19 protein-coding genes are annotated in these 24,502 nt (G+C 64.2%); 11 read left to right on the top strand and 8 right to left on the bottom strand.

Annotation, left to right across the window (positions count from 1 at the left end; translation table 11 throughout):
- Positions 1 to 9 precede the first annotated feature (9 nt).
- Positions 10 to 765, bottom strand: a complete 756-nt coding sequence (locus ACLI1P_RS01495; protein ID WP_306507838.1) for a succinate dehydrogenase cytochrome b subunit — start codon at positions 763 to 765, stop codon at positions 10 to 12.
- Between the two features lie 403 nt (positions 766 to 1,168).
- Between ACLI1P_RS01495 and ramB the strand changes: the two genes are divergently transcribed.
- Positions 1,169 to 2,575, top strand: coding sequence for an acetate metabolism transcriptional regulator RamB (gene ramB / locus ACLI1P_RS01490; protein ID WP_306507837.1), 1,407 nt, complete (start codon positions 1,169 to 1,171; stop codon positions 2,573 to 2,575).
- A 156-nt stretch (positions 2,576 to 2,731) separates the two neighbouring features.
- Here ramB and lpdA read toward each other — a convergent pair whose 3' ends face one another.
- On the bottom strand, positions 2,732 to 4,144 hold the full coding sequence (gene lpdA / locus ACLI1P_RS01485; protein ID WP_411709250.1) for a dihydrolipoyl dehydrogenase: 1,413 nt from the start codon (positions 4,142 to 4,144) through the stop codon (positions 2,732 to 2,734).
- A 704-nt stretch (positions 4,145 to 4,848) separates the two neighbouring features.
- Between lpdA and ACLI1P_RS01480 the strand changes: the two genes are divergently transcribed.
- From ACLI1P_RS01480 to ACLI1P_RS01440, 9 genes are all read left to right on the top strand, one after another.
- Complete coding sequence (locus tag ACLI1P_RS01480) at positions 4,849 to 6,342, top strand: alpha/beta hydrolase (protein ID WP_411709249.1); 1,494 nt, start codon at positions 4,849 to 4,851, stop codon at positions 6,340 to 6,342.
- 38 nt (positions 6,343 to 6,380) lie between these two features.
- Positions 6,381 to 7,463: an alpha/beta hydrolase gene (locus tag ACLI1P_RS01475; protein ID WP_411709248.1), complete on the top strand. Its 1,083-nt coding sequence runs from the start codon at positions 6,381 to 6,383 to the stop codon at positions 7,461 to 7,463.
- A 107-nt stretch (positions 7,464 to 7,570) separates the two neighbouring features.
- The gene (locus tag ACLI1P_RS01470) at positions 7,571 to 8,926 is read left to right on the top strand and encodes a M1 family metallopeptidase (protein WP_411709247.1); all 1,356 of its coding nucleotides are present in this window, start codon (positions 7,571 to 7,573) and stop codon (positions 8,924 to 8,926) included.
- A 60-nt stretch (positions 8,927 to 8,986) separates the two neighbouring features.
- A complete protein-coding gene (gene rfbB, locus ACLI1P_RS01465; protein ID WP_411709246.1) occupies positions 8,987 to 9,991 on the top strand; it encodes a dTDP-glucose 4,6-dehydratase in 1,005 nt (334 codons plus the stop codon).
- A 14-nt stretch (positions 9,992 to 10,005) separates the two neighbouring features.
- Complete coding sequence (gene rfbD, locus ACLI1P_RS01460) at positions 10,006 to 11,370, top strand: dTDP-4-dehydrorhamnose reductase (protein WP_411709245.1); 1,365 nt, start codon at positions 10,006 to 10,008, stop codon at positions 11,368 to 11,370.
- Between the two features lie 78 nt (positions 11,371 to 11,448).
- Positions 11,449 to 12,882, top strand: coding sequence for an ATP-binding protein (locus ACLI1P_RS01455; RefSeq protein WP_411709244.1), 1,434 nt, complete (start codon positions 11,449 to 11,451; stop codon positions 12,880 to 12,882).
- A 116-nt stretch (positions 12,883 to 12,998) separates the two neighbouring features.
- On the top strand, positions 12,999 to 13,874 hold the full coding sequence (gene rfbA, locus ACLI1P_RS01450; RefSeq protein WP_411709243.1) for a glucose-1-phosphate thymidylyltransferase RfbA: 876 nt from the start codon (positions 12,999 to 13,001) through the stop codon (positions 13,872 to 13,874).
- Positions 13,875 to 13,929: 55 nt separating this feature from the next.
- Complete coding sequence (locus ACLI1P_RS01445; protein WP_411709242.1) at positions 13,930 to 14,802, top strand: DsbA family protein; 873 nt, start codon at positions 13,930 to 13,932, stop codon at positions 14,800 to 14,802.
- Between the two features lie 81 nt (positions 14,803 to 14,883).
- Positions 14,884 to 15,714: a cytochrome c biogenesis CcdA family protein gene (locus tag ACLI1P_RS01440; protein WP_411709241.1), complete on the top strand. Its 831-nt coding sequence runs from the start codon at positions 14,884 to 14,886 to the stop codon at positions 15,712 to 15,714.
- A gap of 21 nt (positions 15,715 to 15,735) precedes the next feature.
- Here the strand turns inward: ACLI1P_RS01440 and ACLI1P_RS01435 are convergent, their stop codons facing one another.
- From ACLI1P_RS01435 to ACLI1P_RS01425, 3 genes are read right to left on the bottom strand one after another with little or no spacing between them, the layout of a single operon-like run.
- Positions 15,736 to 16,356, bottom strand: coding sequence for an MBL fold metallo-hydrolase (locus tag ACLI1P_RS01435; protein ID WP_411709240.1), 621 nt, complete (start codon positions 16,354 to 16,356; stop codon positions 15,736 to 15,738).
- A gap of 18 nt (positions 16,357 to 16,374) precedes the next feature.
- Positions 16,375 to 17,526, bottom strand: coding sequence for an S-(hydroxymethyl)mycothiol dehydrogenase (locus ACLI1P_RS01430; RefSeq protein ID WP_306507827.1), 1,152 nt, complete (start codon positions 17,524 to 17,526; stop codon positions 16,375 to 16,377).
- A 59-nt stretch (positions 17,527 to 17,585) separates the two neighbouring features.
- On the bottom strand, positions 17,586 to 18,413 hold the full coding sequence (locus ACLI1P_RS01425) for a GDSL-type esterase/lipase family protein (RefSeq protein ID WP_411709239.1): 828 nt from the start codon (positions 18,411 to 18,413) through the stop codon (positions 17,586 to 17,588).
- A 127-nt stretch (positions 18,414 to 18,540) separates the two neighbouring features.
- Here ACLI1P_RS01425 and ACLI1P_RS01420 point away from each other — a divergent pair, with 127 nt between their 5' ends.
- Complete coding sequence (locus tag ACLI1P_RS01420) at positions 18,541 to 20,211, top strand: AMP-binding protein (protein WP_411709238.1); 1,671 nt, start codon at positions 18,541 to 18,543, stop codon at positions 20,209 to 20,211.
- Here ACLI1P_RS01420 and nagE read toward each other — a convergent pair.
- The 3 genes from nagE to ACLI1P_RS01405 are packed head-to-tail and all read right to left on the bottom strand — an operon-like array spanning position 20,208 to position 24,360.
- Positions 20,208 to 22,352, bottom strand: coding sequence for an N-acetylglucosamine-specific PTS transporter subunit IIBC (gene nagE / locus ACLI1P_RS01415; protein ID WP_411709237.1), 2,145 nt, complete (start codon positions 22,350 to 22,352; stop codon positions 20,208 to 20,210). The genes ACLI1P_RS01420 and nagE overlap by 4 nt on opposite strands.
- Positions 22,353 to 22,394: 42 nt before the next feature.
- Positions 22,395 to 23,174, bottom strand: coding sequence for a glucosamine-6-phosphate deaminase (gene nagB, locus ACLI1P_RS01410; RefSeq protein ID WP_411709236.1), 780 nt, complete (start codon positions 23,172 to 23,174; stop codon positions 22,395 to 22,397).
- A gap of 19 nt (positions 23,175 to 23,193) precedes the next feature.
- Entirely contained in the window at positions 23,194 to 24,360 is a 1,167-nt protein-coding gene (locus ACLI1P_RS01405) for an N-acetylglucosamine-6-phosphate deacetylase (protein ID WP_411709235.1), read from the bottom strand.
- Between the last annotated feature and the right edge of the window lie 142 nt (positions 24,361 to 24,502).

The following is a 24,502-nucleotide window of genomic DNA, read 5'->3' as shown; positions in this document are numbered from 1 at the left end:
AAATCTCCTTTAGCTAACCCAGCCCAGGGCGACGGACAACGGCATGACAATGTTGGCCAGGCACACCACGGCCGGGATGATGTACGCCAGGATGACAAAGACCTCGCGCCACTTTGCACCGGTGATACCCAGGTCAGACGCGGCGAGGCGGATGCCGTGGGTGAGGTGCAGGAAGAGGCAGAGCATGGCGATGACATAAACGATGGTCACCGGCCAGCGGGAGAAGGTAGCCAGCATGTTGGCCTTCACCGCGCCGTGCTGGAAGGCATCAGCAGCAATCGGCTGCACGCCTACGGTGAGGTCCAGCAGGTGGAAGATGATGAAGAGCAGCAGCACGATACCGGTGACCAGCATGCTCCGGGTGGCGAAGGAGTCCATGCCGCCCATGAGGTGGGTGCGGCTGAACTTGCCACGGGATGCCTTGGAGCGCGCCGTGAGGGCGAAGGCGCCGTAGATGTGTGCGATCACGCAGGCCAGCAGGACGATGCGGATAATCCACAGGGTGTGGCCGTGCGGGATGAGCGGGGCACCCAGATCACGCAGGAACTCGCCGTAAGCGTCGAGCGCTTCCTCGCCGTCGTGTGCCGGCAGGTACAGCTTCAGGTTGCCGGCCATGTGACCCACGACGAAGAGGGCGAAGAACAGGCCAGTGATAGCCATCGTCAGTTTCAAAGCCCAGGACGGGATTCCCGGCTTAGGACGAATCGTTTCATTAGTAATGCGGCCGTGAGCGAGGGCTTCACGGTCAGGATTTTTTACAGACATGACACCTCCATAGTCCCGTTTACCTTACGCAGGCTTTCGCGCTGGTTACTACTCAATTTCGGGGTTTCGGAGCCGCCCTACCCACACGCTGAGCACCCGTAGAAAGTAGATAAGGTAAGCATGGCCTTATATCGCGCCGACGTTATACCGCTTTACCTTGATCGCTTTCCTTTACGCAATATGACCGTTGCGTAAACATTTCACGGTTGAGACTTTCCTCACAGGGTGTAGCGCAAGTGACGGCCCCACCCCTTTAGGCGTCAAACTTTCGCTTGGTATCCACCTAATATCCGCAACAAGCTACCCCGACGCTACCCCCAGCTTTGCAGCACAGTTAAACTGCTTCACACTTTCTTTGCAAAAGCACTGTTATGCCTAAATGTCCGGAGGTAGCCTAGCTCACATGAGCAAGACTTACGTAGGGTCCCGTCTGCGCCAGCTGCGCCGCGAAAGAGATCTCAGCCAGGCCTCCCTTGCCGCCACCCTGGGACTCTCCGCCAGCTACGTCAACCAGATCGAGCACGACGTGCGCCCGCTGACCGTGCCCGTCCTCCTCCGCATCACGGAGGTCTTTGGGGTGGACGCCACGTTTTTCTCCCGCGATGATGACTCACGCCTGCTCGCAGAAATCCAGGATGTGGTCCAGGATCAGGAAATTTCCACCTCCCCCGTGGAGCTGCAGGAGTTGTCCGAATTGGTGTACAACCACCCCACCGTTGCACGAACTCTGGTGGACATCCACCGCCGCTATCGCAACATCCGGGACAAGCTCTCCCTGGCCACCGATACCCGCCGCTCCGACGGCAGCCAGGCGCTGTCCATGCCGCACGACGAGGTGCGGGACTTCTTCTACGCCCGCCGGAACTACCTGGATGAGCTGGACCACCACGCCGAGGCGCTGGCCGGGGAGCTTGGCGTGGAAAAGTTCCGCATTCGGGAGACCGAGCAAGCCCTGGCGGACCGCCTCAGCTCCGCCCACGGCGTGGAGATCATCACCACGGACCGAATGGACGGCACACTCCACCGCTTTGACAAGGACTCCGGCACGTTCCGGCTGGCCAGCCGGCTCTCCGTGGGGCAGCGCGCCTTCCGGATGGCAGCGGAGCTGGGATTCTTGGAGGCGGGCGCGCTTATCGACGGTTTGGTGGACGAGGAACCGTTCACCTCCGAGGCTTCCATCAACCTAGCCCGGCGCGGCATTGCTAACTATCTCGCTGCAGCCACCGTCCTGCCCTATTCCCTCATGCATTCCGAGGCCGAGCAGTCCGGCTACGACGTGGAGTATCTATGCAACGTCTTCGGCGTGGGCTATGAAACGGTGGCCTCGCGCCTGTCCACCCTGCAGCGCACCAACCAGCGCGGCATCCCCTTTACCTTCGTGCGCGTGGACCGGGCGGGCAACATGTCGAAGCGGCAGTCCGCCACCGGCGTGCACTTCTCCAACTCTGGGGGCACGTGCCCGCTGTGGAACGTCTACGAGTCCTTCTCCCGCCCCAACACTATTTCCCGCCAGCTGGCGCAAATGCCGGATGGGCGCAACTACCTGTGGGTCTCCCGCACGGTGAGCTATCCGCAGGGCCGCTTTGGGGACACCAACAAGCTCTTCGCCATTGGCCTGGGCTGCGAAGCTCGCCATGCGGATCGCACGGTGTACGGCAAGGGGCTCAACCTGGAGGACCTTTCCGCCGCCACGCCCATTGGTGCCGGCTGCCGCACGTGCCCGCGCCAGAACTGCGCGCAGCGCGCCTTCCCGGCTATCAACGAGGAGCTGACTATCGACGCTCACCGTTCCGCCGTCGCCCCGTACTAAGACGACCAACTCCGACACTTCCGGGCGTGGGCGGGCCGCGCGAGGCTCCCCCGGCACGCAGAAGCCCCCTCCTTCCCTTCCAGCACCGTGACGGTGCCTGCGGGGTGGAGGGGGCTGATTGCTGTGGCGCTGTGGCCTACAGCCGTGAACGAACCTTTAGAGGTTGATCATGTGGCCGCCGATGCCCTCGGCAGCTTCCTTCATGGCCTCCGACAGGGTCGGGTGCGTGTGCACGTTGCGGCCAATTTCCTCGGCGGTCAGGTCGAAGCGCTGGGCCAGGGTCAGCTCCGGCAGCAGCTCGGAGACGTTGGAGCCCACCATGTGGCCGCCGATGAGCTCACCGAACTCGCCGTCCGCGATGAGCTTGACAAAGCCGGCGGTCTCGTTGAGGCCGGCCGCCTTGCCGTTCGCGGAGAACGGGAAGGTAGCAACCTTGATGTCGCGGTCTGCGAACTTCTCGCGGGCCTGCTCCTCGGTGTAGCCGAAGGACGCAACCTGCGGGTTGCAGAAGGTGGCGCGCGGCATGTTCATGTAGTCACCGAGCAGCTGGGTCTCAGCGCCGACGATAACCTCGGCGGCGACAACGCCCTGGGCCTCGGCCACGTGGGCGAGCTGCAGCTTCGCGGTCACATCGCCAATGGCGTAGATGCCATCAACGTTGGTGCGCATGTAATCGTCGATAGCAATGGCGCCGCGCTCCGTGAGCTCCACGCCAGTGTTCTCCAGGCCGAAGCCCTCGGTGCGCGGGGCAAAGCCGATGGAGACCATGCAGCGATCCACGGTCAGGGAGTCGGTCTTGGAGCCATCCTTGGACTCGACCTCCACGGTGACGTTATCGCCGTTGTCCTTAATGGCGGTGGTCTTGTAGCCGGTAAGAAGCTTCACGCCGAGCTTCTTGTACTGCTTGGCAATCTCCTTGGACACGTCCTTGTCCTCGTTCGGCAGGACACGGTCCATGAACTCCACGATGGTCACGTCCACGCCGTAGTTGGCCAGGACGTAGGCGAACTCCATGCCGATGGCGCCGGCACCCACGATGACCATGGATTCCGGGGCATCTTCCTTGAGGATCTGCTCCTCGAAGGAGACGATGTTGCCGCCGATTTCCACGCCCGGGAGGGAGCGCACGACGGAGCCGGTGGCGATGATGCAGTTATCAAAGGTAACGGTCTTACCCTGATCGTCGCCCTCGGTGATCTCAATGGTCTTGGCGTCCTTGAAGGAACCCAGACCGTTGATCTCCGTGATCTTGTTCTTCTTCATCAGGTAGTGCACGCCCTTGACGATGCCCTCCGAGACCTTGCGGGAGCGCTTGTGCGCCACGCCGAAGTCAAAGGAGACATCGCCGGAGATGCCGAAAGCCTTGGCCTCGTGGTTAAAGGTGTGTGCAACCTCAGCGTTCTTGAGGAGCGCCTTGGAGGGGATGCAGCCCACGTTGAGACAGACACCGCCCCAGTACTGCTTCTCAATTACGGCAACCTTCTTGCCCAGCTGGGCAGCGCGGATGGCGGACACGTAGCCGCCGGGGCCCGCACCGAGTACTACAACGTCAAAATGTTCATTAGTCACGTCCTACAGAATACGGAACTTTGTGCCTGATGTCTCACCACCCCCGATGTTGTGGGGGACAAGGCGCACACGTCGACCGCAATGCTCCGCAGAGTGCAGGCGCTCTAACCCCGCTCCCCTACCCCGCGATCAGCAACGGCTCCCGTCCCTCACCGTGGCAAAGGCCGGTGGGTGAGGCGGGGGCCGCGCGCATCAAGCGCCAGCAGGCTGGCGGAGAACCCTCTTGGAGAACTCCCTACAGGTGGTCTCCCAGAAGGTGGGCTTTAGTACAGGCCCATTTCCAGAGCGGACTTGGAGGAGGAGGAAGAGCCGGCGTGCAGGAGCTTGCCCAGCACCTGGTTGATGGACACGAGGATGGAATCAAAAAAGTTCATGGTTCTTCTTTCTGAAGTTGCTGGTGCTCAACGGTGGCGCTGCTTAGCGGTAGCGCCACGGCTATCTTCACAATGTCTAACGGGCCGTGGCGGCGCAGCGTTACATCGGGGCGCGGTAGCCCACGAAGATCGCTTGAAGATTATGACACGGTTTTCACTTCAATACCACCATTCACCCCTGTAACTTGCTATGTTTAGAGTCGCCCTTACTCTCTAGAATCTGCGGAACCGGCCTTCTACCAGCACACCACCGCTTTTGAAGGCCCGTGTCCGCCGCAGCTTTTAGACTGGCCCTACTTCTTTAGCTCATCACTACGAAAGCGAGAATCCATGAAGTTTGCGCGTTCTCTCACCACCGTCGCGGCGGCCACCACGCTCGCGTTCGGTGCCGTGATCGCTGCCCCTACCGCCGGCGCCTCCGACATTAAGCCGGAACAGATCCAAGGCGATGCCACCCCGTCTGACGTCTCCGCGCTCGATATTTACGCCGAGCTCGAGCAGTACCTGCCCAAGGACGAGGCCGGCCAGCCTTCACCGTCGCGCGCCGAGTACGAAGCTGCCATCGGCACCAACAAGACCTTTGACAAGGTGAAGATCGCCGATCTGCCTGACGCCAAGAACTGGATGGGCTACGTCCTGAAGTACCCGGACTACCGCGCGCGCATCAAGCCCCTGAAGGCCACCTCCCCGGCCATGGACGGCCGCGAGGTCCCGCTGGCGGTTATCACCCCGGACGGCACCTTCGATGAATCCCGCCCGACGCTCTACCTGCTCAATGGTGCTGGCGGCGCCCAGCAGGGCATGGACTGGCTTTCCGCGACTGCGGGTAAGGACCTCGACCCGAAGAAGGACGGCACCCAGGACATCGATGACTACTACGCCGATCGCGGAGTCAACGTCGTCATCCCGCAGGCCGGCGCCTTCTCCTACTACACCGACTGGGTCACTTCCCCGGACCGCGGCTACCTCAAGGGCCCGCAGAAGTGGGAGACCTTCCTGACCAAGGAGCTGCCTGGCCCGCTGGAGGATCACATCAAGGGCAACGGCAAGCGCGGCATCGCCGGCATGTCCATGTCCGCCACCTCCTCCCTGGTCCTGGCGCAGCACAACCCGAACTTCTACGACACCATCGGCTCCTTCTCCGGCTGTGCGGCTACCTCTACCCCGCTGCCGAACTTCTACTCCCAGCTCACCGTGAACCGCGGCGGCGGCAACACCACTCAGATGTGGGGCCCGATGGGCGGCGATTACAACCGCTACAACGACGGCCTGATCAACGCCACCAAGAACAACATGGGCAATTCCGAGATCTACATCTCCACCAACTCCGGTTTGGCGGACATGAATGATCTCGGCTCCTCCAAGCGCCAGGCACTGGGCAGCGCCGCTGCCTTCAAGTCCTCCTCCACCCTGGTGGTTGAGGGCGGCGTCATCGAGGCAGCCATGAGCGCCTGCACCCACGACCTCAAGGCCAAGCTGGAGAAGGAAGGCGTTGACGCTACCTACAACCTGCGCCCGACGGGTACCCACTCCTGGCCGGCATGGTTGGATGACGTGAACTCCTCGTGGCCGACCTTCGCCCGTGGCCTCGACCTGCCGGAGGACCCGAACGCTACCCCGGAGGTCACCACCTACTCTGAGTCCGCAAAGAAGGAAGACGCTACCGACGCTACTGATGCTGCAGAAGCCGCCGACACCGCCGAGGTTGCTAACGAAAAGGCTGCGGACGCCGATATCAAGGACACGGACAAGGCCGCTGCGGAGGCAGATCCCGCTGCCCCCGCAGACTCCCTGCCGGTAGACCCTGCGGCGACCGAGCAGTAAGCTCAATTGGCCGTATTTTTCGTTGAAGAAGGAACCTAATGAAGCGTCTTAGCTCTCTCCTCGCCGCCGGCGCGCTGTCCGCCGCGGCCCTGGTTACGCCCGTCACCGCGGGCGCAGCCACCGTCACCCCGGAACAGGTTGCCGGGGACGCGGAACTGTCCACCATCTCGGATCTTGATCCCACCCCGGAGGTGGCCAACCAGGGCTGGTACGGCAAGTACAAGGATGACCCGCGCGTGCTCAAGCTGCAGGCCACCTCTCCGGCCATGAACGGCCGCACGATCCCGCTGGCAGTCATCCCGGCGAAGAACGCTAACCGCCCCACCATTTACCTTCTCAACGGCGCCGGTTCCTCCGAGCAGAACACCGACTGGCTATTCAACTCCGACGTCGTGGATTTCTACGCGGACAAGGACGTCAACGTGGTGATCCCGCAGGCCGGTGCGTTCTCCTACTACACCGACTGGCAGTCAGAGCCACACGGCAAGTACCTCAACGGCCCGCAGAAGTGGGAGACCTTCCTGACCAAGGAGCTGCCGGGACCGCTGGAGTCCCGCCTCCAGGCCAATGACAAGCGTGCGATTGCCGGCATGTCCATGTCCGCCACTTCCTCGCTGCTGCTGGCCCAGCACAACCAGGGCTTCTACGACGCCGCTGGCTCCTTCGCCGGCTGCGCCGCCACCGCCTACCCGCTGGAGTACCAGTTCCTGCGCGTGACCGTGAACCGCGGCGGCGCACAGCCGGAGCAGATGTGGGGCGAGATGGGCTCGGCTACCAACCGCTACAACGATGCCCTGATGAACTCGGAGAAGCTGCGCGGCACCAAGCTGTACATCTCCTCCGCCTCCGGCCTGGCCGGCGAGAAGGACACCCCGTCCTACTACATCAACCAGGGCTACGATCCGGCGCTGGCCTACGTCGGCTCCGCGCAGCTGCAGGTGGAAGGCGGCGTCATCGAAAGTGCCGTCAACCACTGCACGCACATGCTCAAGGCCAAGCTGGACAAGCAGGGTATCCCGGCGGACTACAACTTCCGTAACGTCGGCACCCACTCCTGGCCGGGCTGGGAGGAAGACATGCGGAAGTCTTGGGCCACCTTCGAATCGGCCTTCAACTCCTAGGCTTCCCGCCAACGTCACGGCAGCTTCACGGCACAGAACGCGGAGCTGCTCGGCGCACAACCCCTGGCTTCGGGCCAGGGCACTCAGGGCGGTAGGATAGCGGCATTATGAAGCTGCTTTCCACCGCCCTTTCGCATGTCACCGCCGCCCGCGGGCAGGCAACGCCCCTCCGGGACAGCTATACCGGGGTGGACTTCAACCTCGGCTTCGAGGTCACGCACTACGACCTAGATCTGACCTACCGCGTGGAGCCCAACATGCTGCAGGGCGAGGCAGTGCTCCACCTCCGCGCGCTGGAGGAGCTGGACAAGCTCACGCTGGACCTCGGCGGGGCGATGGTGGCGCGCCGCATCACCGCGAAGCACGCACCGCGAGTGGCCAAGTTCCGCCTCTCGGGCGGGAAACTGCGCCTCAACTTCGCCGAGCCCATCGCGGAGAACACCGAGTTCGAGCTGCACATCCGCTACGGTGGCTCGCCGCGCCCGCTGCGCACGCCGTGGGGCGAAATCGGCTGGGAGGAAACCGAGTCCGGCTCGCTGGTGGCGAGCCAGCCCAACGGTGCGCCCAGCTGGTTCCCGTGCGACGACACCCCGAGCGCCAAGGCCACCTACGATATCCGCATCACCGCCGATGATCCCTTCGTGGTCATCTCCAACGGCACGCTAGTCTCCCGCCGCCGGGCCGGCGGATCCATGACGCGCTGGCACTACCGCGTGGACCACCCCATGGCCACCTACCTGGCCACGGTGCAGGTGGGCGAGTTTCTGGAGATCCCCCTGGGCCGCAACGTCCGGGCCTGGGCGCCGGCAAGCCTCAAGCCCCGGGTGCTCGATGAGTTTGCCCAGCAGCAGGAGATGCTGGACTTCTACTCCATGCTCTTCGGGCCCTACCCCTTCCCCGACTACCAGGTGGTCATCACCGAGGACGCGCTAGAAATCCCGCTGGAGGCCCAGGGCCTGTCCATCTTCGGCTCCAACCACGTCAAGGGAGATCACGTCTTCGAGCGGCTCATTGCCCACGAGCTTTCCCACCAGTGGTTCGGCAACTCCGTGGGCTTGAGCGAATGGAAGGACATCTGGCTCAACGAAGGCTTTGCCTGCTACTGCGAGTGGCTGTGGAAGGAGCACGCGCACGGCCGCCCGGCGCACGACTCGGCGCGCTCGCACTACCAGGTGCTCGCCCGCAAGCGCCAGGATCTGCTGCTTAGTGACCCGGGCACGCGCGACATGTTCGATGACCGCGTGTACAAGCGCGGCGCGCTCACCGTGCACGCGCTGCGCCGCCTGCTGGGGGACACCGCGTTCTTCCCGGCCGTCCGGGATTACCTCACCGCAGCGCAGCACTCGGTGGTCACCCCGGGCGACCTCATCAGCCGGCTGCGTGCGGCGGGGGCCCCCGGAGACGTCGACAAGCTCCTGGCCCAGTGGCTGGATCAGCCGCAGCTGCCGCCGTTCCCGGCCTAGCACTCTCCTTCTCCCCGGCCCACAGTCACTGCCCTGCCCGGCGCGCTAGACTGGTGCACCATGCGTTCACTGCTTGTCACCGGCGGCGCCGGCTTTATTGGTGCAAACTTCGTGCGGCTCGTGGCCCAGCAGCGGCCCGAGGTAGACATCACGGTCCTGGACAAGCTCACCTACGCAGGCAACCGCGCCAACCTCGCCGGCGTGGACGCCACGCTAGTGGTGGGGGACGTGGCGGATGGGGGAATCGTCGACAAGCTCGTGGCCCAGGCCGATACCGTGGTCCACTTCGCCGCCGAGTCCCACAATGACAACTCCCTGCGGGACCCTTCGCCGTTCATCCACACCAACGTGGTGGGAACGTTCACGCTGCTGGAGGCCTGCCGCCGCCACGACGTGCGCTTCCACCACGTCTCCACCGATGAGGTCTTCGGGGACCTAGAGATCGGCGCGGATACTTACTTCACCGAAGAGACCCCGTATAACCCCTCCTCGCCGTATTCCGCCACGAAGGCCGGCTCAGACCACCTGGTGCGCGCGTGGGTGCGCAGCTTTGGGCTGCGGGCAACGGTGTCGAACTGCTCCAATAATTACGGCCCCTACCAGCACATTGAGAAGTTCATCCCGCGGCAGATTACTAACCTACTCCTGGGGCAGCCGGCCAAGCTGTACGGCACCGGCGAGCAGGTGCGCGACTGGATTCACGTTGATGATCACAACGAGGCGGTGCTGGCCATCCTGGACCGCGGGCGCATTGGGGAGACCTACAACATCGGCGCCGACCAGGAAGACGTGAACAACCGCCAGGTCATCGAGATGATCTGTGAGCTGATGGGGGCCACCGACCAGGGGCGCGCGAACTATATCCACGTGGCGGACCGCCCGGGCCACGACCAGCGCTACGCCATGGATGCCAGCAAGCTGCGCCGCGAGCTGGACTGGACCCCGCGCTACACAGACCTGCGCGCAGGGCTCAAGGACACCATCGAGTGGTACCGCACTCACGAAGAGTGGTGGCGGGCAGGCAAGGACGACGTCGAAGCGCACTACGCCGCGCAGGGCCAGTAAAGGGAGGATAGGTAATGAAGGTGCAGTCAACGGCCATCGAGGGCCTGCTCATTGTGGAGCTGGACGTCCACGGCGATAACCGCGGCTGGTTCAAGGAGAACTGGCAGCGTGAGAAGATGGTGGCCGCGGGCCTGCCGGACTTTCAGCCGGTACAAAACAACGTCTCCTTCAACGCGGAGAAGGGGGTCACGCGCGGGCTGCACGCAGAGCCCTGGGACAAGCTGGTCTCCGTGGCCACCGGGCGGGTCTTCGGCGCGTGGTGCGATCTGCGTGAGGGCTCAGAGACCTTTGGTCAGCTGGTTACCCAGGAGTTTAGTCCGGACACCGCCGTGTTCGTCCCGCGCGGCGTGGCCAACGGCTTCCAGGCGCTGGAGCCGTGCGCATACTCCTACCTGGTCAACGACCACTGGTCCCCGGACGCGGAGTACACCTGCGTCAACCTGAACATGGTGGACTGGCCGCTGGAGCCGACGGAGATCTCCGATAAGGACAAGGAGCACGCCGCGCTTGGCGACGTCTCCCCGATGTCCCCGCGCCGCATCCTCGTTACCGGCTCAGGCGGGCAGCTGGGCCGCGCGCTCAAGAAGTTCCTCCCCGCCGCTGGGCTGGGTGAGGTGGAGTTCTGCCGGCATGCCGACTTCGATATCACTGACCCGCCTGCCCGCCCGTGGAAGCAGTACTCCGCCATTATCAACTGCGCGGCCTACAACGACGTCAACGGCGCGGAATCAGACCGCCAGGCTGCATGGGCGGTCAACGCCTCCGCCCCGGCGAAGCTCGCGCGCATCGCGGCGGAGAACAACCTGACTCTGGTGCACGTCTCCAGCGATTACATCTTTGACGGTTCTAACGAGGTCCACACCGAAGAGGAGCTACCCTCCCCGCTGTCGGCCTACGGCGCGTCGAAGGCCGCGGGTGATACCGCGGCGCAGACCGCCCCGCGCCACTATGTCATCCGCACCTCCTGGGTCTTCGGCGATGGCGCGAACTTCATGGCCACGATGCGCACGCTGGCGAACAAGGGAGTAAAGCCCTCCGTCATCCACGATCAGCGCGGCCGCCCGACCTTTGCCGAGGACTTGGCCAAGGGCATCATCCACCTGCTTAAAACCGGCGCGGAGTACGGCGTGTACAACCTCTCCAATTCCGGCGACGTGGTGGGCCGCGATGAAATCGCCATGGCCGTCTTCACCGGCGTGGGCCAGGACCCCGCCGATGTCACGCCGGTAAGCACCGAGCAGTACCGCGAGATTGCCGGGCCCGAGGCACCGCGACCGAAGGAGTCCACCTTCGACCTGTCCAAGCTTGAATCCACCGGCTTCACACCCATGAATTGGCGGGCCGCTTTGGCTCTCTACCTGGAACTTTACCCAGCATAACACTCAACATAACACTTAACTTCCCACGTGTTATGTTATGTGTTATGTTGAGTGCTATGTAGAGAGAAAGGCCTGCTCATGAACCCTGCGGAGCTTAATGAGCTGATTGCACAACTGCGCGTTATCGGCAGCGATAAGCAATCCGTGGAGGTGAAGTCCGCGGTGGGCAGCGATGTTATGCCCACATTGAGTGCCTTCGCCAATGGAACGGGTGGCACGCTCATTGTCGGCCTCTCAGAAGCGGACGGGTTTAGCCCCGTCAAGAAGTTTTCTGCGTCCCAAGCACAGGACCAGCTAGAAACCCGCTGCCAGGGCCTGGAACCGCCCGTGCGTCCGGAGATAGACATCCTCGAATTCGAGGGGCAGCCCGTGCTCATCGCGGAAGTAGCGGAACTGCCTGCCCGTGATAAACCCTGTTACGTCAGCGCCAGGGGTCTTTATAAAGGCAGCTACATCCGCACGGGTGATGGCGATACGCGGCTGTCCCAATACGAAGTCAACCGGCTCGTGGAAGAGCACACGCAACCGACGTGGGACGAAGACATCATCACAGACGCGACCTTGGAAGACATTGAGGGCGCCAACCTTGACGAATTCCTCGCGGTGCAGCGAGAGCGCCGCCCGAAGACGTTCGCGAATGGGCAGGATATTGCCCTTAAACGCCTACGGGTGCTCAAGGAGGGGCACCCCACGCTCGCATCACTCCTCGTCATGGGGGATTACCCGCAGGAGTTCTTTCCCCGCCTCACGGTTACCTTTGCGCTGTTTCCCGGAACGTCAAAGGGCGACGTCACCACGGGCATTCGCTTGCTCGACAGCGCTACCCTCCACGGCACGATTCCGGAGCTGGTGAGTGAGGGAATCGACATCGTAAAAAAGAACATGCGCACGGCAGGCTTTATCGGCAACAAGTCCCGCACCTCCCTTCCGGACTACCCCCTGGTCGCGGTCCGTGAGGCACTGGTAAACGCGCTTATGCATCGCGATTACTCTCCGACAGCCCGAGGTAGCCAAGTGCAGATCAATATGTTTGTTGACCGCTTGGAAATCACCAACCCAGGCGGCCTCTACGGAGGAGTTACCCTCCGCAACCTAGGGGAAGCCGGGGTGAGCTCCTCCCGCAACCAGCGCCTAGCCACGTTCTTGGAGGACATTCCCCTGCCCGACGGCGGCGTGGCGGCGGAAAACCGTGGTACCGGCATCGCCACGATTCATCAAGCTTTGGCGGACGCCTTGATGCCGAAGCCAGAAATTATCAACCGTCTGGACAGCTTCACCATCGTCTTCCACCGTCGGCGCGTTGCCACCCAGGAACACTATGGCACTGCGCGCGATCACGTAGAGCACCTTCTCCACGCCAGCCCCTCCCTCTCCACGACGGAGCTGGTGGAGGCCACCAAGCTCAGCCGAACCGCGGTCCAGAAGGCCCTGAATGAGCTCATCCGGGAGAACATCGCCGAAAAGACCGAGCCGGGACGCAGCCCCAAGCAACGCTATAGGCTGCGAAAATAGAACATAACACTTAACTTCCCACGTGTTATGTTAAGTGGGAAGCTCGGTGTTATGTTCGCCCCACCCGCGCCGTCACACCCCAACGCGGGGCCTGAACTCCGTTAAGCTGGAATGCCATGAAGGGCATCATCCTCGCCGGCGGATCCGGCACGCGCCTCTACCCCATCACCAAGGGCATCTCGAAGCAGCTCATGCCCATCTACGACAAGCCGATGGTGTACTACCCGCTGTCCACGCTAATTCAGGCGGGCATCCGGGAGATCCTCCTCATCACCACCCCGGAGGACCAGGACGCGTTCAGGCGCCTGTTGAGGGATGGCTCCCAGCTGGGCATCATGCTCCACTACGCAGTCCAGCCCCGCCCGGAAGGCCTAGCCCAGGCGTTTATCATTGCCGAGGACTTCATTGGCAACGACGACGTGGCCCTGGTCTTGGGGGACAACATCTTCGAGGGCCACGGTTTCTCCACCGCGCTGGCGGAGTGCCGCGCCCCCGAGGGCGGCATCATCTTTGCCTACGAGGTCTCCGACCCGCAGCGCTACGGCGTCGTCGATTTCGACGAGACCGGCCAGGCCCTGTCCATCGAGGAAAAGCCCAGTGAGCCGAAGTCCAACCACGCGGTGGTGGGCCTGTACTTCTACGACAATTCCGTGGTGGAAATTGCGAAGTCCATTACGCCGAGTGCGCGCGGCGAGCTCGAAATCACCGCGGTCAACGCCGAGTACCTGCGCCGCGGGAAGCTGCACGTCAAGCGCATGCAGCGCGGCGACGTCTGGCTGGACACCGGAACGGTGGACTCCATGAGTGAGGCCTCCGCCTACGTCGAGGTCATGCAGAAGCGCACCGGCACCGTGATCGGCTCCCCCGAGGTCGCCGCCTTCACGGAGGGCTTCATTGATACCGCCGCGCTCACCGCGCTGGCGCAGCCGCTGCTCAAGTCCGGCTACGGGCGCTACCTGCTCGCCACCGCCGACGAGGTCCGGCCGAACTAGCTTTATATTCACCCCCTAGGCTGGCACGGAGCTTCTCACGGGTTAAGGTAGCGGCATGCCGAATTCACGCGAGTCCAATCCCTCCCAGAAGTCAGCCCTGTCCACCGTCAGTCCCATCGTCTGGGGCATGCTGGTGGTCATCCTTATCCTAGTGGTCGTCGTCGGCTTCCTGCTGGGTGAGCGCAACTCGGACACGGAGGACGCGGCGCAGGGCCCCGAGCAGACGCAGTCCGCCACCGAGGCGGCGGACTCCGAGAAGGACTATGCCGCCGACGCCGACAAGGCCACGCCCGGCACGAAGTTCTCCGACGGTACGGGCGACCCGATGACGTTTGGCCCCGGCGGCGACACCAAGACCGGGGATATCACGACGGTCCACCGCAAGAAGGAGGATGATCCCTTCGCGGTCGGCGCGGTGGACGCCCCGGTCGTGATTTCGGAGTTCTCCGACTTCGAGTGCCCGTTCTGCTCCAAGTACACCAACGACACCGAGCCGATGGTGCTCAAGAAGTACGTGGACAAGGGCCTGGTGCGCATCGAGTGGAACGACCTCCCGGTCAACGGCCCAGCTGCCGTCGAGGGCGCCAAGGCCGGCCGCGCCGCCGCGGCGCAGGGCAAGTTCGCGGAGTTCAAGCACGAGCTCTACGCCGCCAGCAAGGACATCAACGGCCACCCGGAGTTCGGCATTGAGGACTACATGACGTTTGCCAAAAAGGCCGGAGTGCCGGACCTCAAGAAGTTCCGCCAACAGGCCACGGATGATACCTACACCGAGGTCATCCAGGAGGCCACGCGCTACGGCTCCCAGATCGGCGTCTCCGGCACCCCGGGCTTCGTGGTGGGGGATCAATTCATCGCTGGTGCGCAGCCGCCGGAGGTCTTCGAGGAGGTCATCAAGGAACAGCTGGGCAAGGCCGCCAATGCCTAAACCGCCGGTGATTGTCTGGGTGTTCATGGCCCTGCTCGTGCTCACAGCCTTGCTGGGCGGCTATGCCGTGGGGGTGAGCGTATGAGCATCGGGCTACTCGGCGCGGTCGTCGCCGGCGTGCTGACTTTGGTCAGCCCGTGTTCGGCGCTGTTGGTTCCGGCGTTCTTTGCCTACGCGTTTAGCTCCACACGTGAGCTGCTGGGCAAGACCGTGGTGTTCTTCCTGGGGCTGTGCACCACGCTGGTGCCCATCGGCATGGGGCTGGCAGCGTTCTTGGCGCAGTACCGCGGCCAGGTCATCACGGTGGCAGGCTGGATCATCATTGCGCTCGGAATCTTCACCGCGCTGGGCGGCGGTTTCCGCATCCCCGGCATGGCGGCGCTGTCCGGCAAAGCGCGCGGGCGCGTGTTCCTGCTGGGCACGGTGTATGGCTTCGCCGGGTTCTGCGCGGGCCCGCTGCTGGGCGCCGTGCTCACCACGGCTGCGGCCTCCGGCTCGGCGCTCTACGGCGCGCTCATCATGGTGGCCTACGCCTTTGGCATGGCCGTGCCCCTCTTCGTGCTGGCGGCGGTGTGGGAGCGCCTGGACGTCGGCTCGTGGCGCTGGCTGCGCGGGCGCGAGGTCAAGCTCGGCCCGCTGCGCACGAATACGCTGTCCATCGTTTCCGGTGTCTTCTTCGTGCTCATCGGCGCGCTGTTCATTGTCAGCTACGGCAGCGCCTCCCTGCCCACCGTGCTCGATACGGACGCCCAGTTTGCCCTTCAGGAGAAGGCACGACACTTCGCCGGCGGCGTTGCGGACGCCTGGGTATGGTTCGGGCTCTCACTAGCCGCCACGGTGGCTGTGGGCATAAAAGCAGCCCGCACGCCCGTGGAGGGGCATGCGGGCAATGAGGCGAAGAGGGGCCTTTAGCCTGGCTCCGAAGAGCGCTGTCTAGTAGCCGCGGGCGACGTATTCGTCGACACGCGCGGCCTCCGCGCCCACCGTGGTCTCATCGCCGTGGCCCGGCAGGACGCGGGTCTCCGGCGGAAGGTTGAGCACGCGGTGGCGCAGGGACTCGATGATGACGTCGAAGTCGGAGTACTTGCGGCCCGTCGCGCCCGGACCATCCTTGAACAGGGTGTCGCCGGAGAGGAGGGTGGCATCCGCGGCGTCGTACAGCACCACGCAGCCCGGGGAGTGGCCCGGGGTGTGGAAGACCACAAGGTCCTCGCCGCCGATGCGGAAGGTCTGGTTATCCTCCAGCGCGGTGTAGGACGCCTCCGCGTGTGTCTCGCGCCACAGCGGCTCGTCGTCCGGGTGCAGGTAGACGGACACACCATAGTGCTCTGCCACCTCCGGGGCCAGCTCGCAGTGGTCGTTATGAGCGTGGGTGAGGATGACGCCCGCCACGGCGCGCTCCCCCACCTCGGCGTAGATGCGCTCGGCGTCGTGCGCCGGGTCCACGATGTAGAGGTCCTCGCCGCCGGAGACGAGGTAGACGTTGTTGTCCACGTCCCACTCGCCGCCGTCCAGGCGGAACTTGCCGGAAGTTTCGAACTGCTCGATCTTCATGTCGGGCTCCTTTCTCTGTTAAAGCTCCACCACGGAGCGCAGAACCTTGCCGGACTTCATGGTCTCGAAGGCCTGCTCCACGTCATCCAGGCCGACGCGCTCGCTGACGAAGTCCTTGAGCGGGAAGCGGCCCTGCAGGGAGAGGTCCACGTACATCGGGAAATCGCGCTCCGGCAGGCAGTCGCCGTACCAGGAGGACTTGAGGGAGCCGCCGCGGCCGAAGAAGTCGATGGCCGGGATGTCGAAACGGTTGGTCAGGTTCGGCACGCCGACCATGACCATGCGACCGGCCAGGTCGCGGGAGTAGAAGGCCTGGCGGGTGGTGGTGGGGATCGCCACGGCGTCGATAGCCACGTCGGTGCCGAAGCCATCGGTGAGCTCGCGCACGGCCTCGATGACCTCCTCCTCGGACTTATCGCCCGCCGGGATGGTGTGGGTAGCGCCGAACTTCTTGGCCTGCTCCAGCTTCTCCGGGTCGAGGTCGACCGCGATGACCTTGGAGGCGCCAGCCAGTACCGCGCCGGCGATGGACGCCATGCCCACGCCGCCGCAGCCGAAGACGACCACGGACTCGCCGCGCTTGACGTCGCCGGTATTGACGGCGGCGCCCAGGCCGGCCATGATGCCGCAGCCCAGCAGGCCGGCGGCGGCCGGGTCGGCGTCCGGGTTCACCTTGGTGCACTGGCCCTCGTGGACCAGGGTCTTCTCGGCGAAGGCGCCGATGCCCAGCGCCGGGGTGAGCTCGGCGCCGGCGTCTGCGTCGCCCTCTGCCAGCGTCATGGTGGCAGATGCGTTGTGGGTATTGAAGCAGTACTTCGGCTCGCCCTTCTTGCAGGCACGGCACTCGCCGCACACCGCACGCCAGTTGAGGACCACAAAGTCGCCCTCTTCTACGTGGGTGACAGCGGAGCCGACGCGCTCGACCACGCCGGCGGCCTCGTGGCCCAGCAGGAACGGGAAGGCGTCTTCAATGTCGCCGTCGCGGTAAGCCAGGTCGGTGTGGCACACGCCGCAGGCCTGGATCTTCACCACCACGTCGTGCTCGCCCGGAGCAGGGATGACGATGTCTACAGTCTCCACCGGGGCGCCCTTGGAGCGGGCGATGACGCCGCGGACGGTCTCGGACTCTACCTGGTTGTTGTTTTCATTAACATTTTCATTAGCACTCATGCGCCCGAGAGTACACGAAGTGAAAGAAAATTGTGTACGCGTTCAACAACCCGCATCTTCTAGGAGCGCGCGAGCTGCTCCGCCACAAACTCCTGACCACGGTCATTGATGTGCAACGGCAGGTTTCCCGGGCCCGCAGAGAAGTCCACCAAACCGGCCCACAGGCGCTTATCGGCCCCAGCGCACATGCCGCGATCCCACGTCGCCGGCTTCATGTCCACAAACTCCGTGCCCGTCGCGTTCGCCAGGTCCACCTGCATCCACTGCGCCACGTTCTCGTAGCGCTGCACCGTCGGCAGGGCCGTGGCGTCCGCCGGCTGCGGACCAAAGTGCAGCAGGCAGTAGCGGTCGCCGGAGCCGATCGTCGGGTAGCCCACGATCTGGATGCGCGCGTTCGGCGCGGCGGCGCGAATCTTCGCAATGTGCGGCGCGGTGGCGGCGACCCAGCGGGCGCGCAGGTCACCGTCGGAAAGCTTGCTGTTGTTGTACGTATCGTTAAAGCCCGTAGCAAACAGCACGCGCTGCGTGTCCGGGGTCAGCGCGCCGCGCTCGATGGCCACGCGGACCTGCTCCGAAATCTGCGGGCCCTGCGCCATGGACACCGCGCCAGCACAGGAGAAGTCCGCCACCGGCATACCCAGCTTGGCGCCGGTGCGCTTGGCAAAGTTGTTGCCGGACGGGCAGTCCACGCTGGGATTGACGTGCGAGGAGCCGAAGCGGCTGGAGGCCCGGAAGGACAGGTAGGAGTCCAGCTGCGGATCCGCCAGGACGGAGTCGCCGAAGGCGACGAGGTTGCGTTCGCCCGCAGCAGCCTGCGGGGCCTGAGAGACACCGACCGCCACGAGCAGGGATGCACAGAGGGCGGCAATGCGCTGAGTAGACTTCACGTGACGTTTTCCTTTCGAGACAGAGTATTTTCTTGTGAGAAAACATAATAGACTACGCTGACGACACAGCTTATGTAACAATAGCAACACGCGTAACAAATTGCTGCTTACCTACCCCAAGACCGATATGAAATTCTCCGATATTGCCTTCCACGCCGGCGCCCTCGCGCACTTTGTACCGTCGATCTTCCGCGCCGGACTCATCAGCGCCGACGGCGGGCCCCGCGCGCTGGCGACCGGCCTGCCGGTGCTCGCACGCTACCGTTTCACCACCGCCCGCGAGGTGGAGCAGGCCTACCTGACGTGCCCGGAACGCCTGGCGCTTATCGACGACGACGGGACCCTCACCTACCGTCAGCTGCGCGAAGACTCCCAGACCTTCGCACGCTGGCTACTCTCCTTAGGCCTGGAAGACATCCGCCTGGGCGTCATGGCCCGCAACGGCCGCGGCATCATTACCCCGCTGGCCGCCAAGGGCTACGCGGGCGCGCACATCTTCCTTCTCAACGTCGGCTCCTCCCCTGAGCAGCTGGCCGGGTGCATTGCGGAGAACCGGATCAACGTGCTCGTCATCGACGATGAATTTATTGATCGCCTGAGCCCCTCCGGCCAGCTCCCGGAGGACCTCACCGTGGTCATCGGCCACGAGTCAAGCACGGACCGCACTACCCTCCCGGAGTTCGCCACCCAGATCAGCACGCTGGGCCAGATCGTGCGGGCCCCGCAGGACGTGGCCCAACAGCAGCTGCCCGCCTGGCCCCGCCACGGCAACATCGTGCTCATGTCCTCCGGCACCACCGGCATCCCCAAGGGCATCCTGCGCCCGGAGCCCACGCTGCCGGTGGTGCTGGCCTCCATCGTGGATACCGTGCCCTGGCGCGCGAACCAGCGCGTGCAGATGACCGCCTCGATGTTCCACACGTGGGGCTGGGCCTGCATCAACATTGCCCTGGGCCTGCGCAACACCATCGTCACTCGGCGCGTCTTTGACCCGCAGGCAGCGCTCGATGACATCCAGCGCTACCAGTTGGACGGCCTGTTGTCCTCGCCTGTGTTCTTCCGCCAGATGGTCGCGGCAGACCCCGACTCGCGCTATGACACCGCGAGCCTGAAGTTCATCGCCTCCGCTGGTCACGCCCTGACCCCGGAGATTGTCAAGGAGACCAACGAGCGCTTCGGGCCCATCCTGTGCAACGTGTACGGCTCCACGGAGCTGGCGCTGGCCTCCACGGCCGGCATGGCGGAGGTGGCCAAGGACCCCACCATCGGCGGCAAGATTGCCACGGGCACCAAGCTGCGCATTCTGGACGAGGACGGCCACGAGGTCCCACGCGGTGAGGTGGGCGAGATTTACCTGACCAACTCCACCGCGCTCATCGGCTACACCAACCCGCAGATCCCGCTGCACAAGGTGGACGGGCTCATCTCCATCGGGGACTTGGGCTACATCGACGAACGCGGCTTCCTCCACGTGGTGGGCCGCGCGGACGACATGATCATCGTCGGCGGCGAAAACGTGCACCCGCAATCGGTGACGGAGGTACTCGAGGCCATGCCGGGCATCGCGGAGGTGCACGCCGGCGGCGTGGACGACGCCACCACCTTCCAGCGCATCGCCGTGTGGGCCGTGACCACCCGCGATGCTCTGGGCAACGCCGTGACTGCCGACACCATCCGGGCCTGGGTCCGCGACAACCTCGCCGATCACTCCGTGCCGCGCGACGTGCACTTCCTAGACAAGCTGCCGCGCAACGCCACGGGCAAGGTGGTGCCGCGCCTGCTGCGCGGCAACAGCTAGCTGCGCTCGACGGTGGCCGCGACCTGGCCCAGCTCGGCGCGGCCCTCGCGCGCTACCTCCACTGCGCGCACCTGCTTCGCGGTGGGGCACACGACCGGGGTGATGAGGTTGACACCGCGCTCGCGCAGCTTCTGCGCCTCGACCGCGATGATCGGCGTGCCGGCAGTGACGGTATCGCCCTTCTTGGCCAGGGCGGTGAAACCTTCGCCCTTGAGCTCCACGGTGTCGATGCCGATGTGAATGAGCAAGTCCAGCCCATCTGCAGTCTTCATGCCGAAGGCGTGGCGGGTCTTGAAGATCATGGTGATGGTGCCGTCTACCGGGGCGCAGACGTCGAAGGCATCGACGGCATCAGGCATCACGGCGAAGCCTTCGCCCACCATGCCCTGCGCAAAGGACGCATCCGGGACCTGGGAGAGCTCGACGACGTCTCCGGCGAACGGGACACGCACGTCAACGTCCGTCTCACCGCTGACGCTCTGAGCGGACGCGGCACCGGCGCTGGCCGGCACGCTGGCTGCGACCCCCGCGGCTCCAGCCGCGCTCGCTGCACCAGTCGTGGCCAGGGCCGGGGAGCCGTGGCGCAGCTGGTGGCTGACCTCGTCATACATGAATTGCACGGCCGGGCCCACGATGACCTGGACACTCTTCTCCGAGGGGTGGATAACACCGGAGACGGCGGCGCGTTTGATCAGGGCGTCGCGAACAAGCGCGCGCTCTTTCACCCCCACGCGCAGGCGCGTGGTGCAGTAGTCCAGTGAGTCAATGTTGTCCTTGCCGCCGAGACCCTCGATGATACGCGCGGCATCACGAGCAGTCTTGTCATCGCCGGCGGCGGAATCCTCCATGGGGTCTGCTACCGCATCGTCCTCACCGCGGCCCGGGGTCTTGAGGTTGAGCCAGCCGATGAGGAAGTAGAAGATGACGAAGTATAGGGCGAAGAAGCCCACACCCATGACCAGCAGCATGTACCACTTATTAGCCAGCGGGTTCTGGGAGGAGAGCAGCATGTCCACGAAACCGGCAGAGAAGCCGAAGCCGGCAGTCCACTCCATGGCGGAAGCGATGAAGACGGACAGGCCCATAAGCAACGCGTGCACCACGTAGAGCAGCGGGGCGACGAACATGAAGGAGAACTCCAGTGGCTCGGTCACGCCAGTGAAGAAGGAGGCCAAAGCACCTGCGGCCATGAGCGAGCCGACGACCTTGCGCTTCTTCTTGTCCGCACGCAGGTACATGGCCAGTGCCGCGCCCGGCAGGCCGAACATCATGACTGGGAAGAAGCCCGCCTGGTAGCGGCCGACGACGCCCTCGACTGTGCACTGACCGTTGGCCCACATACCCGGGCAATCAGCGGCGGAGGTGGCGGCCGCGGCTGCCTCGATGGTCTTCTGGCCGGCCTGGAAGTTGCCGATGTCATTGATACCGATGACATCGAACCAGAAGACGGAGTTCAGAGCATGGTGCAGGCCGGTCGGGATGAGCAGACGGTTGGCCACGCCGTAGATGCCGGCGCCCGCCGCACCCAATCCCTGGATGGAGGTGCCGAAGTTAAAGAGCGCGTTGTAGATGAACGGCCACACGAAGTAGAGGATGCCGGAAATCACCATAGCGATGACGGCGGTAAGAATCGGCACGAGGCGCCGTCCTGAGAAGAAGGCCAAAAAGTCCGGCAGCTTGGTGCCGTGGAAGCGGTTATATACCCAGGCCGCCATGACGCCGGCGAGGATGCCGAAGAGGACGTTGCCGCCGCCCACGGCATTCCAGCCCTCCGAGGCCCATTCCAGGGCCTCATCGCCGGTCAGCGCGGTGGGGTCTTCGATGCCGCGGTAGCCGGCCACGGCCTCCGGGCCGAGCAATTTCATAAACGTGGCGAAGGCCAGGAAACCAGAGAGTGCCGCGGCACCGTTGGAATCCTTGGCCAGGCCGAAGGCAATGGCGATGGCGAAGATCCAGCCCAGGTTGGACAGCACCGCGTCGCCGGAGCTGATCAGTAGCTGGGCGGCGAGATTATCCGGGCCAGCCGCGCTGGAGATCCAGTATCCAACACCACTGAGGATCGCCGCGACGGGCAGCACCGCCACAGCACCCATGAGGGCTTTTCCGAGCCGCTGCAGCGGCCCCATGACATCGACTTTCATGCGAGGAGTCCTTTCACACTAGTAAGGAATGAGATGGAGTTTTTAGAAGAAGAGTGGGCGGTGCGGACGGTGCTTGTCCGCGAAAACGTAGTACTCGCGGTCCTCCAACTGGGAGGCGGCGGCTTCATCAATGATCACCGTGGCGCGCTGGTGCCACTGCAGGATCGACGCTGGGCAGTGCGCGGAGAGCGGGCCCTCCACCATGGCGTGGACCGCGCTAGCCTTGTTGCTGCCGGTGGCCAACAAGAGTAGGTGGCGGGCCTCGCTGATGGTGCCCAATCCTTGGGTTAGCACGTGGCGCGGGACTTCATCTTCGTTGTCGAAGAAGCGGGCATTGTCCTGCACGGTTTGCGGGTGCAGAGTCTTGATGCGGGTGCGTGATTGCAGGGAGCTCGACGGCTCGTTGAAGCCGACGTGCCCGTTGGCCCCGATGCCCAGCAGCTGGATGTCTACGCCGCCGGCATCACGGATGGCCTTGTCATAGGTGGCCGCGGCGGTGGCGGGGTCATCGCAGTCACCAGCGGGGCTTTTTACCAGGTCATCGTCGAAATCCACGTGGCTGGTAAATTCGCGGCGGATGGTGGAATAGTAGGCCTGCTCGTGTGAGCGGTCCAGCCCGATGTATTCATCAAGCAGGAATGCGCGGCTGCGGGCAAAGCTCACCTCGCCGCGCTCATGGCGCGTAATGAGCTCCTTGTACATTGCTACCGGGGTCGACCCCGTGGCCAGGCCCAGTGTGGCGCCGGCGTTGGCGTAGTGCGCGAAGATGTCAGCGGCCTCCACGGCCACTTCGGCCGGCGTGGGGCGGATGAGGATTTCCATGAGATGCCTTCCTGTGTGTCTAAGAAAGTGGGATGTCCGCGCCGTCGACGATGACACGCACCGGCTCCAGCTGTGCGTTGAGGCCCACGAGGTGGGCGCGCGCACCCGGCGCGATGCGTCCCAGGTTCTCCTGCCCCAGCACCCTGGCCGCGGTGGTGGAGGTAAAACGCACGGCCTCGCCCAGGCAATGGCGGGCGGCAAAACGCTGAAACTGCTGAGCCAGGGTGGAGGTGCCGCCGGCGATGGCACCGCTAGCCACGCGGGCCACTCCCCCGCTCACGGTGACGGGAAGGGAGCCCAGCTCATAGTCACCGTCCGCCATGCCAGCCGCCGCCATGGCATCCGTCACCGCGAAGGCGCGGTGGCTATGGGCCATGTCGACGGTGCCGTCGACGAGGTGCACGCCATCGGCGATGAGCTCGACGGACGCGTCGCCAGCCTTCGCCGCGGTGAGCAGGGCGGCCACCGTGCCCGGCGCGCGGTGGTGGATGGCGGGCATGGCATTGAAGAGGTGCGTTCCGGTCACGGTGACGCCTAGCTCCTTGGCCTGGGCAATGACGCCCAACGTGGTGTCATAATCGGCCTCGGTGTGGCCCAGGCTGGCGACGATGTTGTGCTCTGCGCAGACTTCGAGCAGCTTGTCGACGTTCTCCGTCTCCGGCGCAAAGGTAATCGAACGCAGGTGGCCGCGGGCCGCGGCTATGACCGCGCGGAAGAAGTCCGGGTCGCCCGGCACGATGCGCGAAGGGTCCTGTGCACCGCACTTGGCCGCCGCGATGAAGGGGCCCTCCATATGGATGCCGGCAATCTCGCCTTCCTCGGCCAGCTGCGCGAGCAGCTCTGTCCGTGCGCACAGCTCATCTTGGGTACCGGAAACCAAGCTGGCCAGCAGCGTCGTCGTGCCGTGCGCACGGTGGAAGCGGGCGGCGGCCAGGCACTGCTCATAGTTACCGTTGGGAAATCCCCCGCCGTTGCCGCCGTGGTTGTGCAGGTCTACGAAACCGGGCACCCACAGCAGCACCTCCGGGTCGCCGGCGCGCCAGGCGCGCTCGGCCGCTGAGACGTCGCCAAGCACTAAGCCCTCAATATTGTCCCCAAACGTGATGCTCCCAGCGCGCAGCTCGAAGTTTTCGTCAACGAAGAGGCCTTCCACGTGGCCGCGCATCTTAGTTGCCTTAGTCTGCATGACTCATTCGATTCTGTATACAGGGCTGGCATGACTCAGCCCGGTTGATAATTCATTTGAAACTTATCAGGATGCGGCTCGCTTGTGAACTGTGATGCCTTCTGAGCCGTGTGTGAAGGGCGATGACTTTTGTCATGTCCAT

Source organism: Corynebacterium tardum, from assembly GCF_046717785.1.
Classification (GTDB): Bacteria; Actinomycetota; Actinomycetes; order Mycobacteriales; family Mycobacteriaceae; genus Corynebacterium.
This window is presented reverse-complemented; position numbering and strand designations above follow the sequence as displayed.

Bases quoted from the DNA above. Each gene is read 5' to 3' on its own strand.
- ACLI1P_RS01440 (WP_411709241.1), top strand. From the start codon at position 14,884: ATGAGCATCGGGCTACTCGGCGCGGTCGTCGCCGGCGTGCTGACTTTG.
- ACLI1P_RS01470 (WP_411709247.1), top strand. From the start codon at position 7,571: ATGAAGCTGCTTTCCACCGCCCTTTCGCATGTCACCGCCGCCCGCGGG.
- ACLI1P_RS01420 (WP_411709238.1), top strand. From the start codon at position 18,541: ATGAAATTCTCCGATATTGCCTTCCACGCCGGCGCCCTCGCGCACTTT.
- ACLI1P_RS01455 (WP_411709244.1), top strand. From the start codon at position 11,449: ATGAACCCTGCGGAGCTTAATGAGCTGATTGCACAACTGCGCGTTATC.
- ACLI1P_RS01405 (WP_411709235.1), bottom strand. From the start codon at position 24,360: ATGCAGACTAAGGCAACTAAGATGCGCGGCCACGTGGAAGGCCTCTTC.
- nagE (WP_411709237.1), bottom strand. From the start codon at position 22,352: ATGAAAGTCGATGTCATGGGGCCGCTGCAGCGGCTCGGAAAAGCCCTC.
- nagB (WP_411709236.1), bottom strand. From the start codon at position 23,174: ATGGAAATCCTCATCCGCCCCACGCCGGCCGAAGTGGCCGTGGAGGCC.
- ACLI1P_RS01430 (WP_306507827.1), bottom strand. From the start codon at position 17,526: ATGAGTGCTAATGAAAATGTTAATGAAAACAACAACCAGGTAGAGTCC.
- rfbA (WP_411709243.1), top strand. From the start codon at position 12,999: ATGAAGGGCATCATCCTCGCCGGCGGATCCGGCACGCGCCTCTACCCC.
- ACLI1P_RS01480 (WP_411709249.1), top strand. From the start codon at position 4,849: ATGAAGTTTGCGCGTTCTCTCACCACCGTCGCGGCGGCCACCACGCTC.
- ACLI1P_RS01445 (WP_411709242.1), top strand. From the start codon at position 13,930: ATGCCGAATTCACGCGAGTCCAATCCCTCCCAGAAGTCAGCCCTGTCC.
- rfbD (WP_411709245.1), top strand. From the start codon at position 10,006: ATGAAGGTGCAGTCAACGGCCATCGAGGGCCTGCTCATTGTGGAGCTG.
- rfbB (WP_411709246.1), top strand. From the start codon at position 8,987: ATGCGTTCACTGCTTGTCACCGGCGGCGCCGGCTTTATTGGTGCAAAC.
- ACLI1P_RS01435 (WP_411709240.1), bottom strand. From the start codon at position 16,356: ATGAAGATCGAGCAGTTCGAAACTTCCGGCAAGTTCCGCCTGGACGGC.
- ramB (WP_306507837.1), top strand. From the start codon at position 1,169: ATGAGCAAGACTTACGTAGGGTCCCGTCTGCGCCAGCTGCGCCGCGAA.
- ACLI1P_RS01475 (WP_411709248.1), top strand. From the start codon at position 6,381: ATGAAGCGTCTTAGCTCTCTCCTCGCCGCCGGCGCGCTGTCCGCCGCG.
- ACLI1P_RS01495 (WP_306507838.1), bottom strand. From the start codon at position 765: ATGTCTGTAAAAAATCCTGACCGTGAAGCCCTCGCTCACGGCCGCATT.